The following is a 17,821-nucleotide window of genomic DNA, read 5'->3' on the forward strand; positions in this document are numbered from 1 at the left end:
CCAACCACCGTTTCCATAATCAAAAGCATATCGGGAAATACGCTCCATATCGTCATCCGTCAGCTTAAGGGCACCAGTCGCACGGTCGGTCCGAGCTTGAAGTGATCCGAGTAGCGACTGGAATCCACCCTGCCCTCTCGTTCCTGCCGGGTCAAAGAGACGATCAAGTTCATTCGCGTCTAGGATGATATTCATCGCCCTAGGGTAGCGAAAAACTCAATCCTCGTCCATCTTCAGGGCGGCGATGAAGGCTTCCTGCGGGATTTCGACCTTGCCGAACTGGCGCATGCGCTTCTTGCCGGCCTTCTGCTTTTCCAGCAGCTTCTTCTTGCGGGTGGCGTCGCCGCCGTAGCATTTCGAGGTCACGTCCTTGCGGAGCGCGCGCACGGTCTCGCGGGCGATGATCTTGCCGCCGATGGCCGCCTGGATCGGGATCTGGAACAGGTGGGGCGGGATCAGTTCCTTCATCTTCTCGACCATGCCCCGGCCGCGCGTCTCGGCGCGGGCGCGGTGGACCAGCATGGACAGGGCGTCGACCGGCTCGGCGTTGACCAGGATGGACATCTTCACCAGGTCGCCGACCTTGTATTCGGTGATCTCGTAGTCGAACGAGGCATAGCCCTTCGAGATCGACTTCAGCCGGTCGTAGAAGTCGAACACCACCTCGTTCAGCGGCAGCTCATAGACCACCATGGCGCGGTTGCCGACGTAGGACAGTTCGATCTGCTGGCCGCGACGGTCCTGGCACAGCTTGATGACGCCGCCCAGATATTCGTCGGGGGTCAGGATGGTGGCCTTGATCCAGGGCTCGGCGATCGTCTCGATCTGCATCACGTCGGGCAAGTCGGCCGGGTTGTGCAGGTCCATTTCGGAGCCGTCGCGCAGGCCGATCTTGTAGACGACGGACGGCGCCGTGGCGATCAGGTCGAGGTTGAACTCGCGGCTCAGACGCTCCTGAATGATCTCCAGGTGCAGCAAACCCAGGAAGCCGCAGCGGAAGCCGAAGCCCAGCGCCGCCGAGCTTTCCATCTCATAGGTGAAGGAGGCGTCGTTCAGGCGCAGCTTGCCGATCGCGGCGCGCAGGTCCTCGAAGTCGGCGGCGTCCACCGGGAACAGGCCGCAGAAGACGACCGACTGGACTTCCTTGAACCCCTTCAGCGGCTCGGCGGTCGGCTTCTTCTCATCGGTGATGGTGTCGCCGACGGCGGCATGGGCGACTTCCTTGATCTGGGCGGTGATGAAGCCGACTTCGCCGGGGCCCAGCTGATCGACCGGCGTGTTCTTGGGCAGGAAGACGCCGACACGGTCGATCAGGTGGGTCGAGCCGTTGCGCATCATCTTGACCCGCATGCCGGTCTTCAGCACGCCGTCGAAGACGCGCACCAGCACGACGACGCCGAGGTAAGGGTCGTACCAGGCGTCGACCAGCATGGCCTTCAGCGGCGCATTCACATCGCCCTTGGGCGCCGGCAGCTTGGTGACGATGGCCTCCAGCACCTCCTCGATGCCGATGCCGGACTTGGCGCTGGCCAGGACCGCTTCGGAGGCGTCGATGCCGATCACGTCCTCGATCTGGGCGCGCACGCGATCTGGCTCGGCGGCCGGCAGATCGACCTTGTTCAGGACCGGCACGATCTCGTGGTTGTTGTCGATGGCCTGATAGACATTGGCCAGGGTCTGGGCCTCGACGCCTTGCGAGGCGTCCACGACCAGCAGCGAGCCTTCGCAGGCGGCCAGGGAGCGGCTGACCTCATAGGCGAAGTCCACGTGGCCCGGCGTGTCCATCAGGTTCAGGATATAGTCCTGCCCGTCCTTGGCCCGATAGGTCAGACGAACGGTCTGGGCCTTGATGGTGATGCCCCGTTCCTTCTCGATCTCCATATTGTCGAGCACCTGCTCGGACATCTCGCGCGCGGTCAGGCCGCCGGTGTGCTGGATTAGGCGGTCGGACAGGGTCGACTTGCCATGGTCGATGTGCGCGACCACGCTGAAGTTGCGAATGTTCGAGATCGGGGGAGTCGTCATCCGCGCGCCCCTATCACGCGCGGGCGCCGGGGACCAGACGCGGCACAATCCGCAGCCAGCACGACCGCGTATTACAGCTTGGCAATGATGGCGTTTGTCTTTGAGCGCGGCCCTTGGACGCTATAAGGGAAACAGCCATCGCCTGATCGCTCTTCAAGGACGTTTTTCCGTGCTCCAGACGACCCGACCCACACTTCTGGCCGGTGCGGCCGTTCTGGCCGTCCTGCTGCTGGCCGGCTGCGGCGGCGGAGACAACAAGAAGGCCGACGGCAAGGAGGCGGCCGGCGCGCGCCAGACCGTGACCGCCGCGACCGTGACCCAGATCAATCTGGCCCGCACGGTCAGCGCCTCGGGCTCCGTCTCCGCCTGGGAAGAGGTGCCGGTGGCGGCCGAGACCGGCGGCCTGACCGCCGTCGCCGTCTATGTTGACGAGGGCTCCTACGTGCGTCAGGGCCAGCCGCTGGTGCAGATGAACGACGTCTTGCTGCGCGCCCAGCTGCGCCAGCAGCAGGCCCAGGTGCAACTGGCCGAGGCCAATGTGGCGCGCGACAACGCGGCGCTTGATCGCGCGCAGCAGCTGAAGGAACGCGGCTTCCTCAGCCAGGCGTCGCTGGACACGGCCTTGGCCAATCAACGCAGCTCGAACGCCAATCTGGCCGCCGCCCGCGCGGCCCTCAGCCAGACCCAGACCCAGTTGTCACAGGCGACCATCCGCGCGCCCGTCAGCGGCCTGATCATCAGCCGCAGCGTCACCAAGGGCCAGATCATCGCCGCCGGGACCGAACTGTTCCGCATGGTGCGCGACGGCCGGCTGGAACTGGACGCCCAGGTGCCGGAAACCGAACTGTCGCTGGTCCGCGCCGGTCAGTCCGCGATCGTGGCCTCCAGCGAGGCAGGCCAGACCACCGGCTCGGTCCGCATCGTCACGCCCGAGGTCAATGCGCAGACCCGCCTGGGCCTGGCCCGCATATCCCTGGCGCCCGGCGCCCAGCTGCGCCCCGGCATGTTCGCCCGCGCCGAGATCGCCGTCGGCGATCAGCCCGCCCTGGTCGTGCCGTCCTCGGCGGTCGTCTATCGCGAGGCCAAGGCCGGCGTCTATGTCGTGGGCCAGGGCGATGTCGTCCGCTTCGTCCCGGTCACGACCGGGGTTCGCAGCGGCGACCGCGTCGCGGTCACGGGAGTCCAGGCCGGTCAGCGCGTCGTGGTCCAGGGCGCAGGCTTCCTGGGCGAAGGCGACCATGTGACGGTGGCCCCGGCCACGGCGGCGCCCCAGCCGGCGACGCCCGCCGCCCCTGCCCCCGCCGCTGCAGCCGTTCGCTAGGATCGGACCGATGGGCTTTCAGAACATCTCGTCCTGGTCGATCAGGAACCCGATTCCCATCGTCCTGCTGTTCGTCGTCCTGACGATCGCGGGGACGATGAGCTATTTCAAGCTCAGGACAAACAACTTCCCCGATGTGGATCTGCCGGTCGTCGCCGTGACCGTTGTCCAGGCCGGCGCCGCCCCGACCGAGATGGAGACGCAGGTCACCCGCCTGGTCGAGGATGCGGTGGCGGGCCTGGGCTCGGTCAAGCACATCACCTCGGTCGTCAACGAGGGGGTGTCGACCACCTCGATCGAGTTCCAGCTAGGCGTGAACCTGGAGAAGGTCACCAACGACGTGCGCAACGCCGTCAGCGGCATCCGACAGAACCTGCCCGCCGACGTGCAGGAACCGATCGTCCAGCGCATCGAATTCACCGCCATCCCCTTCGCCAACTATGTGGTGCGGGCCCCGGGCATGAGCCCCGAGGAGCTGAGCTGGTTCGTCGACAACACCGTGGCCAAACGCCTGCTGTCGGTGCGCGGCGTCAGCCAGATCAGCCGTGACGGCGGCGTCAGCCGTGAAATCCGCATCAAGCTGGACCCCGCGCGGCTCGCCGCCTCGGGCGTGACGGCGGCCCAGGTTTCGAACCAGCTGCGCGCCTCCAACATCAACCTGCCGGGCGGCCGCGGCGAGATCGCGGGCGAGGAACAGGCCATCCGCACCGTCGGTTCGGCCAAGTCGGTCGAACAACTGCGCGAGACCCTGATCCCCATCGGCAGCCGCAGCGTGCGGCTGGGCGACCTGGGCCAGATCACCGACGAATGGTCCGAGCCGCGCGGCCGCGCCCGCTTCAACGGTCAGGAAGTCGTCGGCTTTGGCGTCTCGCGCGCCATCGGCTCGTCCGAGGTGGACGTCTATGACCGCGTCAAGGCCGAGATCGAGAAGCTGGACCAGGAACGCGGCGACGTCGCCATCGAGGAGGTGGCCAACACCACCGAGGACGTCGTCAACAACTTCCACGCCTCTGTCGAGACCCTGGTGCTGGGCGCCCTGCTGGCGATCGCGGTCGTCTTTATCTTCCTGCGGGATTGGCGCGCGACCCTGATCGCGGCGGTGGCCATGCCGCTGTCGCTGATCCCGACCTTCTGGGTGATGGACCTGACGAACCAGTCGCTGAACGTGGTGACGCTGCTGGCCCTGTCGCTGACCATCGGTATCCTCGTGGACGACGCCATCGTGGAGATCGAGAACATCGTCCGCCACATCCGCGACGGCAAGGCCCCCTACCCCGCCGCCATCGAGGCGGCCGACGAAATCGGCTTGGCGGTCATGGCGACGACGGCGACCCTGATTGCGGTGTTCGCCCCCACCGGCTTCATGCCCGGCGTCGTGGGTCAGTTCTTCAAGAGCTTCGCCATCGCCACCTGCGTCAGCGTTCTGTTTTCGCTGCTCGTGGCGCGAACCCTGACGCCCCTGATGGGCGCCTATTTGCTGAAGCGCGATCAGGGCAAGGAGCATAAGGAGCCCTTCTGGATGGGGCCCTATCTGAAGGCCCTGAACTGGGCGCTGGGCGACGACTGGCGCAAGCGCCGCGCCGACCACCATCCGCGCGCCAGCTGGTTCCGCCGCAAGGTCGCAGACCGGATGTTCGATCACCGGCTGTGGGTGCTGGGCATGGGGATCCTGTTCTTCTTCCTGTCGATCTTCATGGCGACGAAGCTGCCCGGCGAGTTCATTCCGGTCGAAGACATCTCGCGCTCAACCGTGACGGTGCAGTTGCCGCCGGGCGCGACCCTGGCGGAGACGGATTCCGCCGTGCAGCGCATCAACCGCGAACTGATGAAACGGCCCGAGGTGGCGTCGGTCTATTCGTCCGTCGGTTCGGCGACGACCAGCTTCGGCCCCGGCGGCGGTGGATCGGCCGGCGAGGTGCGCAGCGCGAACCTGACCGTCAATCTGGTCGGGCGCTGGGATCGCAAGCTGAGCCAGCAGGAATTCGAGCGCGACATGGGACCGGTGCTGCGCCAGATCCCCGGCGCGCGGATTCAGTTCGGCGCCTCGGGCGGCGGCGGCGGGTCCAGCCTTCTGACCATCGCCCTGGTCGGGGACGAAGCGAACGTGCTTGAACCCGCGGCCGCCAAGGTCGAGCGCGAGATGCGCAGCATTCCCGGCCTGTCCAATGTGGTGTCCTCGGCCTCGCTCGTGCGGCCGGAAATCCTGGTCACGCCGCGCGCCGATGTCGCCGCCCTGCAAGGGGTGTCGACCCAGGACATCAGCCAGGTGGCGCGCGTCGCCACCCTGGGCGACGCCGATCAACTGTTGCCCAAGTTCAACCTGGGCGACCGTCAGGTGCCGATCCGGGTCATGCTGACGGAACAGGCGCGCTCGGATCTGGGCGTGCTGGAGAACCTTCAGGTGCCCACGGCATCGGGCGCGACGGTGCCCCTGTCGGCGGTGGCGGACATCACCTTCGGCGCAGGCCCCAACCAGATCAATCGTCTAGACCGACTGCGCGTGGCCAACATCACCGCCGAACTGACCGGCCTGACCCTGAGCCAAGGCACGCAGGCGGTGAACGCCCTGCCCGCCATCAAGTCCCTGCCGCAGGGCGTCAGCCAGAAGCCGTCGGGCGACGCCGAAAGCTTCCAGGAACTGGGCATGGGCTTCGCCTTCGCCATCGTGACCGGCATTCTGCTGATGTATGTCGTGCTGGTCCTGCTGTTCAAAAGCTTCTTCCACCCGATCACCATCCTGGCGGCGCTTCCGGTGTCGTTCGGCGGCGCCTTCTTCCTGCTGCTGGTGACGGGCAAGTCGCTGTCCATGCCGGCCTTGATCGGCATCATCATGCTGACCGGGATCGCGGCGAAGAACTCCATCCTGCTGGTCGACTACGCCATCATGGCGATGGAGAAGGGGATGGGCCGACACGACGCCCTGATGGACGCCGCCCACAAGCGGGCGCGGCCGATCATCATGACAACCATGGCGATGGGGCTGGGGATGCTGCCGATCGCGGCGGCGTTCGGCGAAGGCACCGCCTTCCGCTCGCCCATGGCCATCGCGGTCATCGGGGGGCTGATTACCTCGACCGCCCTGTCGCTGCTGTTCGTGCCGGTGGTGTTCAGCCTGATCGACGGGGTCAAGCGCCGCCTGGAAGGCCGACTGGACAAGATGTTCCACGGCCAGCACGGGCACGAGGAGCCGGCGGCGACGGAAGATCGCCCGGCCTGATCCGCCCACGACTGAAACGACCAAGGCCCGGCGGAGCGATCCGACCGGGCCTTTCTCTTGGCAGTGCGACGTGGGGTCGGCGCTAAAGCGCGACGGGCGCGCTGGGCCAGGACAGGCGGGCGATCGCACCGGGCGATGAGGGCCGCAGCGACCATTCTCCGCCAAGCTGGCGGGCCAGCGCCGTAATGATTCGCAGTCCAAGGCTGGTCGGTTCGGCGCCCGTATCCTCGGCGACGCCCACGCCGTCGTCGGCGATGGTCAGGGTGCGCACCGCGCCGTCGTCGCACAGGTCGATCGTGATCCGGCCGGGCCGATCGGGAAATCCATGCTCCAAGGCGTTGTTGACGCATTCCAGCATGATCAGCACCACGGGCGTGGCCTCTTCGGCCGACAGCATCACATCGCCGCCGGAGATGGAGACGACCACGTCATCACGCGCGGCCGCCGTCAGCGCATCATCGACGATCGATCGGGCCACATCGTGAAAGGCCGTCTTCTTCTGATCGGCGTCGGCCAGACTGCGCTGGATGCGGGCGACCAGACCGGTGCGGGCCGAGGCGTCGGTCAGGGCCTTTTTCGCGCCCGGATCGATGGTGGTGCGCGCCTCCAGCTTCAGCAGGGCGCTGACCATCTGGATGTTGTTCGACACCCGGTGCTGCACTTCCCGGAGTAGGATGTCGCGGCTTTCCGCCAGGGCGGCGTTGCGCTCGACCTCGCGCGCCAACCTGGCCGACGCCTTGTCCATTCCAACGATGAAGAAGATGTCGACAGCGACGACGAAGGCGTAGAATCCGATGGCGACGAGGGTGGCGACGCCCAGGTCGAAGCCCGGCGGGCCGATCCAGAACCACCACGCCGACAGGCCCGACAGGGTCGCCGTCAGAACGGCCGGACGCAGGCCCGCATAGTAGGCGACCAACACCACGGCTGGAAAAAAGGTCAGATAGGGAAAGCCCGGCGGAAACCAGTGGGCCAGGCCATAACGCAGCCCGAAGGCGATCAGCCAGGCGACGACGGCCAAGGCATAGCCACGCCAGGCCGGATGACGAAACGTCTGGTGACGCATTTGCTTCCTCGGTGGACGCAGGGCGTCGATAAAACGCTGTATCGGGCAGTCTAACGTCCGCGTCCAGAACACTTCGACGACTGAAATCTGTTGATCGGCCGAAACTTAGGCCGGGTCCCCGTCTCGACAGCGCCGGGTCGCGCCCGCCGTCAGGCCTGATTGCAAAGAAAAAGGGCCGACCGGTCGCCCGGTCGGCCCTTCGTCGGTCAGCCTTGAGGGCTGGCGATCAGTATTTGACCTTCAGCGTCACGCCGTAGGTGCGCGGGGCGCCGAGATAGGCGTTGTAGGTCGCCGTGTCGGTGGCCTGGTTGTAGTAGGTGCCGTTCGCTTGCGGCGTCGTGGTGTTGGCGAAGGCCGTGCCTTGCAGCGGCGCGGCGAAGCCGACCTGGGTGTATTCTTCTTCCAGCAGGTTCTGGCCCCAGACCTCCAGCGTCCAGCGCTCGTCGGCCGAACCGATCGAGACCCGGCCGTTGACGACGGTGAAGGCGTCCTGGTTCTTGTACGGCAGCAGGTCCGAGCCGGTGTTGTATTCGGTCGAATATTTGGCCGACAGGTTGAAGCCGCCACGCAGGCCGCCGCCCAGTTCGCGGTCGAAAGCCAGGGCGCCGGTCAGCGACCATTCAGGAGCGAAGGATGCACGCGCACCCGGCAGCAGCGACAGCTGCGGGAAGCGGCCGGGGCTGGACAGATCGGCGGCGCCGAACTGGCCATATTTGGCGTCGGTGTAGGTCACGCCGCCCTGGAAGCTCAGGCCCTCGACCGGGGTGAACCAGACCATGTCGGCGTCGACGCCGCGCGAGGTCAGTTCCGGGATCGATTCCACCACGAAGGCGGTGCCCAGGAAGGTGTTCAGCTGGAAGTTCTCGAACTTCTGATCGAAGTAGGTGACGTTCAGCAGCATGGTGCGGTCGAACAGGGTCGTCTTGACGCCCGCCTCATAGCTGTCGACGGTCTCTGCCTTGAAGAACAGCGAGGCGTCCGGCGTCACGCCCGTCTGCACCCGGTCCATATTGTAGCCCGCGCCCTTATAGCCGCGCGCATACGAACCATAGACCATGATCGACGGGTTGAAGCGGTAGGACGCCTTGATCGTGCCCGAGATGTCGGTGTCGCTGAACTTCTCCTGGATCCGACGACCGTCATATTGCGGGTTGGACCAGGGCAGGCACAGCAGACCGAGCGCAGCGGCCGGCGTCGCGACGTTGGCGGTGCCGGGGATCGGCGAGACAGTGCGGTTGGCCGGGTTCTGGTTGGCCAGGGCGCCGCCGCAGGCCGCTCCGTTGGTGCCCAGGTTATCCTGGATGCCAAACAGACGCTTGCTGTCGTAGGTGTAGCGCAGACCCAGGTTGATATCGAAGGCCTCGGTCACCCGGTAGGTGTTGTTGGTGAAGACGGCGACCGATTCCGACTTCTGGGAATAGTGGTCTTCATAGGCCTTGCCGACGCCGAAGGTCGGGGCGGCGGCGCTGGGCGGCACCGCGCCGATGACGCACAGCGGCTGACCGGCAGCGGCGCCTGCGGTGCCGACCAGGAAGCCGTTCGGATTGGTGAAGCAGCCCAGGCGCGAGGGGCTGGGGCCGCCCACGGCCGCCGGCAGCGAGGCCGTCAGCAGCAGGGAGGCGAAGGCGTTGTAGTCCGAGCCATAGACATAGCTGTCGTCGCGATAGACGCCTTCCTTGGTGGCGAACAGACCGACCAGCCAGTCCAGCTTGTCCGAGGTGCCGGCTAGGCGGAACTCTTGCGTCAGGTTGTCGACGCCGTAGCCGTTCGAGCCGTCGTTGGCGCGGTACAGGATGTCGGCGCCGGTGTAGTCCAGGTCCATCCCTTGCTGGAACGACCAGTCGCGCCACGAGGTCTGCGACGTCAGGGTGGCGTTGATGCTGGGGAAGTCGATGGTCGCTTCCGCCGACAGACCCATGTCCTCGATCTCTTGCGGCGTCTCGCGGTTGGAATAGGCCAGGCGAGAGAAGGGCACCGTGCCGAACGTCGCGTTCGGCGGCGTCTGTCCGGGGCCGTTCGGCGCCGTCAGGGCGGCGATGAAGGCCTGGGTCGGGCCGACACGCGTCTGCACGGCGACGCAGCAGTATTCCTCGCGCTTGGTGTAGTCGGCGATCAGGCGCACCGAGACGTCGTCGCTGGGCAGGATCAGCAGTTGACCACGTGTGGTCCAGTAGTCCTGGGTCTGGTCGTCCTTGCGGGTGTTGGGTCCGTCGCCGTTGTTGACGTCGTAGAAGCCGTCACGCTCTCTGTGAGCGACGAACAGGCGGCCGGCGATCTGGTCGGTCAGGCCGCCGGTGACGGAAACCGAACCGCCGATGGCGCCGAAGTTGCCGCCGGTCAGTTCGCCCGCGATCGAGGGATCGAACGAGGGGCGCTCGGTGATGATGTTGATGACGCCGGCCGAGGTGTTCTTGCCGAACAGGGTGCCTTGCGGGCCCTTCAGGACCTCGATGCGGCTCAGTTCGCCCAGGTCGCCGAAGCCGACCGAGTTGCGCGAGCGATAGACGCCGTCGATCACTACGCCGACCGAGCTTTCCAGGCCGGGGTTGTCGCCGACGGTGCCGGCGCCGCGGATGCGCACGGTGGTGGAGGCTTCCGACTGGGTCGAGGTGACGGTCATGCCCGGCGTCAGGATCTGCAGATCCTTGATGTCCTGCACGCCGGCGCCGTCCAGCAACTCCTGCGACAGGGTCGTGACCACGATCGGCACGTCCTGCAGGCTCTGCTCACGCTTCTGGGCGGTGACGATGATGTCGTCGACGGTCGCCGGGGCTTCCTGCGCGGCGGCGACGCCGGCGAATCCCATGACAGCGGCGCCCATGACGGCGGCGGACACAGTGGTCCTGAGTTGAAGATTGCGGCGCATCGGCGTCCTCCCGGCTGAAGCCGCGACGCCAGTGGCGATCGCAGCGTTTCCTGTTCCCTCGACGTCCCCTACGTGGGGGATCATTCGTTAGGGACAGGCTAAGCGCGGTTCGGGCCGACCGACAAGCGAGCGTTGTTCGCCGCGACGATTTTTCGCCGCGGATTCGCCTTTGTGTGTCAGGGAAGCGACAGAAAACGCTGACGCTAGGTCAGTTTTTGCCCGTCTTTCGGTCCCAGAGGCTCGACCTCAGGGTGCAGGGCGGCGGGATCCACCTGGCGGGCCCGACCGGCGAAACCCAGCACCAGGGCCGCCGCGATCGCCGACAGGATCGAGCCGCCGATAACGCCCAGTTTGACCTCCACCTGCTCGGGCGAATCGACCGCACCGGGGAAGGCCAGAACGCCGATGAACAGGCTCATGGTGAAACCGACCCCGCACAGCAGGGAGACGCCGTAAACCTGTAGCCAGCTGGCGCCCGTCGGCCGCGCGCCGATCCTGAGCGCCGAGGCCAGCCACGCGGCGCCCATGACGCCGATCTGCTTGCCAAAGAACAGGCCCAGGGCGATGGCGACGACCAGGGGCGCGAACGCCTGCTCCATCGACAGGCCGGCGAAGGAGACGCCCGCCTTGGCGAAGGCGAACAGCGGCAGGACCAAAAAGGCGTTCCATGGATGCAGGTCGTGCATCGCCTCCTTCAGCGGGCTCTGACCGTCTTCGGCCCGGCCCTTGATCGGCACGATCATGGCGAAGGCCACGGCGGTCAGGGAGGTGCTGAGCCCCGACAGCACCGTCAGATACCAGACCAAGGCGAAGCCCAGCACCCAGAAGGGCGCAGGGATGCGGATACGATGCGCCGCGACCGCGCCGACAGCCAGAGCGCCCAGCGCCCAGAACAGCGGCGTCCAGTTCGCACCTTCGCTGAACAGCACGGCGATCAGGGCGATGGCCCCAAGGTCGTCGACGATGGCGAGGGTCAGCAGGAAGACCCGCAACGACGACGGCAGCCCCTTGCCCACGAAGCCGAAGATGGCCAACGCAAAGGCGATATCGGTGGCCAGCGGGATGGGCCAGCCGGCATGCGGCGCCCCGATGGCGCCGGAGAGCAGCAGATAGACCGCAGCCGGCCCCGCCATGCCGCCAAGCGCGGCCAGCACCGGCGTCGCCAGCTTCTTCGGATCGCTGAGTTCGCCGCGCACGATCTCGTATTTGATCTCCAGCCCCACGACGAGGAAGAAGATCGCCATCAGACCTTCCTTGATCCAGTCGGAGATCGTCTCCTCCAGCCGGATCGGGCCGATCTGCAGGACGTGGTAGCTCTTCAGCCAGGCGAAATAGTCGGCCGACCACGGCGAGTTGGCGACCGCCACGGCGGCGATGGCGGCCAGCGCCAGAGCCGAGCCGGATGCGGCCTCGGTCTTGAGGAAATCGAGTGTCAATTTGCGCACCACGGCGGCCTCCAAGCGAAAGGAAGTTTCGTCGTGACGCCAGGTTATCGACGGGCGTCGGACCGGATTCGCAAACCACAATCGGCGCGCCGGCCTGGCCGCGCGGAGCGACCTGATGGCTAGGATCAGAATACAGGATCAGGGCGACCAAGCCAACCGTTCCCTGCTTTTCGACTTAGCCGACCGTGATCTCCATCGGCCGTTCGACGAACAGGCCGGGGCCGCCCAGGTCCAGCGCAAGACGCCGGTTCTCGAACGCGGCCATGCCGACCAGGGCCTTCGGGAAGCCCGGCACGGCGACGTCGTCATAGATGGCGACCGTCGCCTGACGATACAGTTCGTCGCCGATGGTCAGGGTGCGCACGACGACGGTCTCGGCGCGCACCGTGCCGCCTAGGACGATGCTTTGACCCGGCGTGCGTTCGCGGCCGTCCAGCAGGCCGGCGGCCTCGGCCGTCTCGCGCGTGACGGCCAGCACGGCCGAGGCCCCGGTATCGATCACCGCATTGACCGTCGCTCCTTCCAGGGTGATGCCCGCCTGCAGCGCCTTGCCGGCCCGTGTCACCGGCACGGGCTTCAGCGACGACGACGGCGTCCAGCCCTCGCGCGGCAGGAACCGGCCCCGATGCTCCGCTGTGTCCAACTCCAGCACCAGTTCACGCAATACGTCCTGACCCAGGATCAGCGCCGCACCCAATCCCTGATCGCTAGCCAGCGGCCCCAGGCCAAGAATCGCCGCGCGCAATCCGGTCAGCCGCAAGCCGCCGATCGCCACATCCAGCGTCGTCCCGCGTCCGACCTGGGCGTCGCCGCCGACGCCGTAAGCCACCATCGGGATGTTGAAAACATTGGTCAGGCCTAGCCGCTCGACCAGCGACCGGTCGATGACCGAATACTGCGCCCCGGAATCGATCAGGGCCCGCACGGGCTGTCCGTTCACAGTCACCTCGACCGTCGGAGTCGGCGCGCGCGGCTCGGCATAGGGCAGCCAGCCGCTGGAACCGTTCGCCGCGAAGGCGACCGTGGGCCCGCGCCAGACCACATGGTCGCGCAGCCACCAGGCCCCGCCCACCCCGCCGGCGACCAGCCCCAGCCGGATCAGAAGATCGCGTCGTCTCATGCTCCTGACATGGACCGTCGCAGCGATCCGCGCCAGCGGGGCGATGTCGCAACCCATCTCGCATGGCCGACAACGTTGCTGTCGGCGGGGCAAAAACATGCGCTTCTACCACCGCCTCCACGCCCAGACGTGGATTGTCGGGCCACAACCCGCCAAAACCCGACAAAATCATCTAGAAAGCGGGTGACGCCGCCGCCCCGTCTGGCTACGACCATCGGCATCATGAGCACCTCCAGCGCCCGCTACGTCTCGACCCGAGGCCAATCGCCCGGAACCGATTTCACCGACGCCCTGCTACGCGGCATCGCGCCTGACGGCGGCCTTTATATGCCGACCGCCTGGCCCAGCCTGTCGCCCGACAGCTGGACTGGAAAGGCCGACTACAAGTCCATCGCGCTGCAAGCCATTGCCCCCTTCATCGGCGACGCCCTGCCCGACGGCGCGCTGGAGCGTGCGCTGGACCGACTGACCGCAGGGTTCGGCCATCCGCTGGTCACGCCTCTGGTCGAACTGGAGCCAGGCCTGTTCTTGCTGGAGCTGTTCCACGGCCCGACCGCCGCCTTCAAGGATCTGGCGATGCAGCTGGTCGCCAGCCTGACGGACGAGGCGCTGGCCGCCTCAGGCGAGCGTCTGACCATTCTGACCGCCACATCAGGCGACACCGGCGCGGCCGCCGTGCGCGCCTTCGCCGGCGCCAAATCGGTCGATCTGGTCGTGCTGCACCCGCTGGACCGCGTCTCGCCGGTTCAGCGCAGACAGATGACGACGGTCGAGGCCGACAATGTCCTGAACCTGGCCGTACGCGGTGATTTCGACGACTGCCAGCGTCTGGTGAAGGGCCTGCTGGCCGACGAAGCCCTTCGCGAACGCGGCCGACTGTCTTCGGTGAATTCGATCAACTGGGCGCGGCTGGCCGGCCAGATTCCCTACTATGTGTCCGCCACGGCCCAGCTGGGCGAGGCCGAGACCTTTGTCGTCCCGACGGGCAACTTCGGCGACGCCTTCGCCGGCATCGCCGCGACGAAGATGGGCCTGCCGTCCAACGGTTTCGTCGCCGCCGTGAACCAGAACGACGCCCTGGCCCGCGCCCTGAACGACGGCCTGTATTCGCGTCGCCCGGCGGTCGAAAGCGGCAGCGTGTCCATGGATGTGCAGGCGCCGTCCAACTTCGAGCGTCTGGTGTTCGAGGCGGCGGGCCGCGACGCCGAGGCGACGCGCGTGGTGTTCGAAACCTTCGCCCGCGACGGCGCCGTCGCTTTCGAGCCGGACCTGCTGACCGCTCTTCGCGACCAGGTTTCGGCGGTCTCCATCGACGAGGACGAGACGCGCGCCGAGATCGCCCACGCCTATGAGGCCTGGGGCCGCGTCGTGTGCCCGCACACGGCCGTGGCGCTGGCCGCTGCGCGTCGGCAGGACCGCTCGAAAGGCCCCGTCGTCGCCCTGTCCACCGCCCATCCGTCCAAGTTTGGCGACTTCGTCTCGAACGTCCTGGGCTTCGAACCCGAACCCGCAAACGTCATCGCCGCCCTGGGCGACAAGCCCGAGCGGTTCACGATTGTCGATGGGACGATGGACGCGGCGCGTGACGCCGTGGCGGCCTTTTCAGGCCGCCACTAAAACCTCTTAGCGACGACCGCCGCCGGTCAGGGCGCGCAGCAGAAGCAGGCCGACGCCGGCGACCGACAGGGTCGTGACCAGCGGACGCTTGCGCGCCTCGGCGGCGACGGTGCGGGCCTTGTCGCGGTAGTCGACGGGGATCTTCTCGACCAGGCGATCGACCGAGTCCATGGCCTTGCCGAAGGTTTCAAGCGAACGACCCTTGGCGTCGTTGTAGGCGCCTTCGACCTGCAGCTTCTGGTCGCCGACCAGCTTGCCGACGCCTTTTTGGAACTTGCCTTGCGCCTGCGAGGCGGCGCCGTTGATGGTTTCGTCAGTCATGATCTTCGTCCTCGGGGAGCGGCGGACTTCGCCGTTGCACCATCAAAATCCCGGCCAAGCTTTCGGTTCCAGCGACGAAGCCGCGCAGGCGCCTCAGGCCGGTTCGGTCGCGCGCCAGTGGTCCATCCGACGCAGGAAGACCGCCGGATCCTTGGGCGTCACCAGATTGGCGGGATCGTGGAAAATGCGATCGTGCAGCCGCGTCACGGTGAACCGCAGGGCCGCCGCTTCGCCCAGACGCGGCAAGGCCTCCCGCTCGGCGGCGTTAAGCGGCCGCACGGACTCATAGCCGCGCTGGAACGCCGCCAGCGCGTCCGGCATGGCCCGCCCCTCGGCGTCGAAACCCCAGGCCGACAGGGCGATGGCGAGGTCATAGGCAAAGGCGCCGGTGCAGCCGAAATAGAAGTCGATAACCGCCGAAACGGCGTCGTCCTCGAACAGCACATTGTCGGGGAAATAGTCCGCATGGATCGCCCCGCCCGGCAGGTCGTCCGTAAAGGGATCGCCCAAGCGCGCCAGCGTCGCCTGGACCTGTCTCAGCAGCGCGCGATCCGCGTCGGACGCCCGCTCTTCTCCCTCGACGCAGCGATCGGCCAGCCGACGCCACATGGCCGGCCCGACCGGATTGACCCGTTTCAGATCAAAATCAGCCGCCGTCAGATGAAGCCGCGCCAGCACCGCCCCCGCCGCCGCCTGATCGGCCGATGACGGCGTGCGCAGCCAGGCGCCGGTCTTCCATTCGATCACCGCCGCCGCCCGGCCGTTCAGCCGCCCGAGCCAGCCGCCCGTCCGGTCCTCGATCGGCGTCGGGCAAGGAAAACCGCGCGACGCCAGATGCGCCGTCAGCCCCAGGCAGAAGGGAAGCGAGGCCTCGTCCGTCCGCCCCTCGAACAGGGTCAGCACAAACCGGCCGCGCGTCGTGTCCAGGCGATAGTTGGTGTTCTCCACCCCCTCGGCGATGGCCGTCAGTTCGACCACCTCGCCGATGTCGTAGCCGGCCAGGAACGCCTTGGCGTCGGCGATGGAAACGGGGGTGAAGACGGCCATGGCCTTAGTTTAGGCCCGCATCGGCGCGTCGTGCACGTACGATCTCGGCCAGATCCGCCATGATGCTCTCGGTCGTGGCCCAACGCCCGGCGCCCCGGCCCCGACAGCGCCAGACGCGCCCGTCGGCGCCGTAGACCTTCAGCGCATTACCCTCGCCGCGCAGGGTCGAGAACAGCGGATCGCCATGGTCGGCGTTCAGCGACACCGACGGGCGGATCACCCCGTCCTTCAGATGGGCGGCGCCGATCTGGCGCACCCCGCCTGCGGCCGAGGTCGCTTCGGTCAGGTGGTCGCGCGGCACGTCGCCGTCGGGCGAACGGCCGAACGCTTCGTGGCACAGCAGCCGCACCTTGGCCGCCGCATCCAGACCTTCCAGATCCGAGGACGGGTCCTCCTCCGCAAAGCCCGCCGCGCGGGCGTCCGCCAGGGCTTCGTTGAAGGCCGCCCCGTCGCCCAGCCGCTCCAGCATGAAGTTGACCGTGCCGTTCAGCACCGCCTCAAAACCGACCACCTCGCCGGCTGCGCGGGCCGCGCGGACCGTCTCGATCATCGGCGATCCGCCGCCGACCGAGGCCGACCAGAAGATGCGCCGTCCATTGGCTTTCGCCAGTTCTTGCAGCCCGCCCGGATCGCGGCTGACCGCCTGTTTGTTGGCGCTGGCGACATCGCAGCCGGCCTCAAGCGCGGCGCGGATCACCGCGTGGCCCGCCTCGCCTTCCGACAGGGCCTCCAGAACGATGTCGGGCTTCTTGGCCCACAGGTCCGCCGGGTTTAAGGTGAACAACGACGCCGGACAGTCCACGTCGCGGGCCTTTCTCGGATTGCGCACCAGCACGCCCACGACCTCGTAGCGAGGATCATCGAGCAGCTTGCCCAGCACGCCGCCGCCGACCACGCCGCATCCGGCGACCGCGACCTTCAGCGGCGGCAGGGCGGGCGCGGGGCCGGGCGGCGCCGACTTGTCGCCGATGACCGTGCCGTCGGCGCGATCCAGCGCCGCCACCTCGATCTCGACCCCGCGGCTTTCGCCCAGGTCGATGGCGTCATGCTGGACCAGCGCGCCGCCCAGCTTGCGCGCCACATCCCAAGAGGCGCGGCGATAGCGCAGGGCCGGGGCCGTCTTGTCATTGGGGTCGTGGTCGTAAAGGCCGTCCACGTCCTTGACCAACCGCACCTTCTTCAGCCCCAGCTCGGCCGCGAGGAACACCGCCGTCAGGTCCGATCCGCCGCGTCCCAGCAAGGCCACCTTGCCGTCCGGCCGCACCGCGCCGAACCCGGGCACCACCACCACCTCGTGGCGATCCAGCGCCTGTTTCAGATGGTCGGGGCGCAGGCCGCAGGGGCGCGAATGCTCCGGCTCGCCCTCCGCCACGATGCCTAGCTCCCGCACCGACAGGGCGCAGGCGTCCAGCCCGATCCGGTCGCAGGCGATGGCGACCAGGGCCGCCGACTTCTCCTCGCCCAGGGCCACATAGCCGGGCAGCAGGTCGTTGGAATGGGCCAGGCCCAGCGCCCTCGCCTCGCCCAGCAGCCGGTCCGTCGCCCCGCCGAAGGCCGAGACCACCGCCACCACCTTTCGGCCCGCCCGCACATAGCCATAGACGGCCGAGGCGACCAGCGGCGCCTCGGCCGGGCTGCGCAGGATGGACGAGCCGAACTTCAGCACCACGACCTCAGGCGCAGGCTGACTGCTGGGGTCGAGGCTTTCGGATTTTTCTACGACGGCGAGTTGGGCGGACATCGGGGTTCTCGGGAAAGGTCGGGATGGGGTGGGGT

General features: G+C 67.3%; 11 protein-coding genes. 3 read left to right on the forward strand and 8 right to left on the reverse strand.

Annotated features, from left to right (window positions below):
- Positions 1 to 216: 216 nt before the first annotated feature.
- Entirely contained in the window at positions 217 to 2,025 is a 1,809-nt protein-coding gene (gene lepA, locus AC3WRC_RS04800; RefSeq protein WP_055754055.1) for a translation elongation factor 4, read from the reverse strand.
- A gap of 169 nt (positions 2,026 to 2,194) precedes the next feature.
- On the opposite strand from lepA, the gene AC3WRC_RS04805 reads away from it, so the two are divergent.
- Positions 2,195 to 3,346 (forward strand): efflux RND transporter periplasmic adaptor subunit, encoded by a 1,152-nt coding sequence (locus AC3WRC_RS04805; RefSeq protein ID WP_492303088.1) that lies wholly within the window; start codon positions 2,195 to 2,197, stop codon positions 3,344 to 3,346.
- Positions 3,347 to 3,356: 10 nt separating this feature from the next.
- A complete protein-coding gene (locus AC3WRC_RS04810) occupies positions 3,357 to 6,563 on the forward strand; it encodes an efflux RND transporter permease subunit (protein ID WP_492303089.1) in 3,207 nt (1,068 codons plus the stop codon).
- 82 nt (positions 6,564 to 6,645) lie between these two features.
- Here AC3WRC_RS04810 and AC3WRC_RS04815 read toward each other — a convergent pair whose 3' ends face one another.
- From AC3WRC_RS04815 to AC3WRC_RS04830, 4 genes are all read right to left on the reverse strand, one after another.
- A complete protein-coding gene (locus AC3WRC_RS04815; protein WP_492303090.1) occupies positions 6,646 to 7,629 on the reverse strand; it encodes a sensor histidine kinase in 984 nt (327 codons plus the stop codon).
- 226 nt (positions 7,630 to 7,855) lie between these two features.
- Positions 7,856 to 10,495 carry a TonB-dependent receptor gene (locus AC3WRC_RS04820; RefSeq protein WP_492303091.1) on the reverse strand — a complete coding sequence of 880 codons (2,640 nt, stop codon included), beginning with the start codon at positions 10,493 to 10,495 and terminating at the stop codon, positions 7,856 to 7,858.
- A 203-nt stretch (positions 10,496 to 10,698) separates the two neighbouring features.
- On the reverse strand, positions 10,699 to 11,943 hold the full coding sequence (nhaA, locus tag AC3WRC_RS04825) for a Na+/H+ antiporter NhaA (protein ID WP_492303092.1): 1,245 nt from the start codon (positions 11,941 to 11,943) through the stop codon (positions 10,699 to 10,701).
- Positions 11,944 to 12,115: 172 nt separating this feature from the next.
- On the reverse strand, positions 12,116 to 13,060 hold the full coding sequence (locus AC3WRC_RS04830) for a retropepsin-like aspartic protease (RefSeq protein ID WP_492303093.1): 945 nt from the start codon (positions 13,058 to 13,060) through the stop codon (positions 12,116 to 12,118).
- A gap of 183 nt (positions 13,061 to 13,243) precedes the next feature.
- On the opposite strand from AC3WRC_RS04830, the gene thrC reads away from it, so the two are divergent.
- Positions 13,244 to 14,677 (forward strand): threonine synthase, encoded by a 1,434-nt coding sequence (thrC, locus tag AC3WRC_RS04835; protein WP_492303094.1) that lies wholly within the window; start codon positions 13,244 to 13,246, stop codon positions 14,675 to 14,677.
- 6 nt (positions 14,678 to 14,683) lie between these two features.
- On the opposite strand, the gene AC3WRC_RS04840 is transcribed toward thrC, so the two are convergent.
- The 3 genes from AC3WRC_RS04840 to AC3WRC_RS04850 all read right to left on the reverse strand — a co-directional run bounded on the left by AC3WRC_RS04840 (position 14,684) and on the right by AC3WRC_RS04850 (position 17,786).
- Entirely contained in the window at positions 14,684 to 14,998 is a 315-nt protein-coding gene (locus AC3WRC_RS04840; RefSeq protein ID WP_492303095.1) for a CsbD family protein, read from the reverse strand.
- Positions 14,999 to 15,091: 93 nt separating this feature from the next.
- The gene (thrB, locus tag AC3WRC_RS04845) at positions 15,092 to 16,045 is read right to left on the reverse strand and encodes a homoserine kinase (RefSeq protein ID WP_492303096.1); all 954 of its coding nucleotides are present in this window, start codon (positions 16,043 to 16,045) and stop codon (positions 15,092 to 15,094) included.
- Positions 16,046 to 16,049: 4 nt separating this feature from the next.
- Positions 16,050 to 17,786 carry an amino acid kinase family protein gene (locus AC3WRC_RS04850; protein WP_492303097.1) on the reverse strand — a complete coding sequence of 579 codons (1,737 nt, stop codon included), beginning with the start codon at positions 17,784 to 17,786 and terminating at the stop codon, positions 16,050 to 16,052.
- Positions 17,787 to 17,821 lie beyond the last annotated feature (35 nt).

The sequence above is a fragment of the Brevundimonas sp. EU05-FHT14B07 genome (assembly GCF_058790795.1).

What these genes read in the sequence shown, in the direction of transcription:
- lepA (WP_055754055.1), bottom strand. Translation starts at nt 2,025, where the DNA reads ATGACGACTCCCCCGATCTCGAACATTCGCAACTTCAGCGTGGTCGCG.
- AC3WRC_RS04840 (WP_492303095.1), bottom strand. Translation starts at nt 14,998, where the DNA reads ATGACTGACGAAACCATCAACGGCGCCGCCTCGCAGGCGCAAGGCAAG.
- AC3WRC_RS04815 (WP_492303090.1), bottom strand. Translation starts at nt 7,629, where the DNA reads ATGCGTCACCAGACGTTTCGTCATCCGGCCTGGCGTGGCTATGCCTTG.
- AC3WRC_RS04830 (WP_492303093.1), bottom strand. Translation starts at nt 13,060, where the DNA reads ATGAGACGACGCGATCTTCTGATCCGGCTGGGGCTGGTCGCCGGCGGG.
- AC3WRC_RS04820 (WP_492303091.1), bottom strand. Translation starts at nt 10,495, where the DNA reads ATGCGCCGCAATCTTCAACTCAGGACCACTGTGTCCGCCGCCGTCATG.
- AC3WRC_RS04850 (WP_492303097.1), bottom strand. Translation starts at nt 17,786, where the DNA reads ATGTCCGCCCAACTCGCCGTCGTAGAAAAATCCGAAAGCCTCGACCCC.
- AC3WRC_RS04810 (WP_492303089.1), top strand. Translation starts at nt 3,357, where the DNA reads ATGGGCTTTCAGAACATCTCGTCCTGGTCGATCAGGAACCCGATTCCC.
- thrB (WP_492303096.1), bottom strand. Translation starts at nt 16,045, where the DNA reads ATGGCCGTCTTCACCCCCGTTTCCATCGCCGACGCCAAGGCGTTCCTG.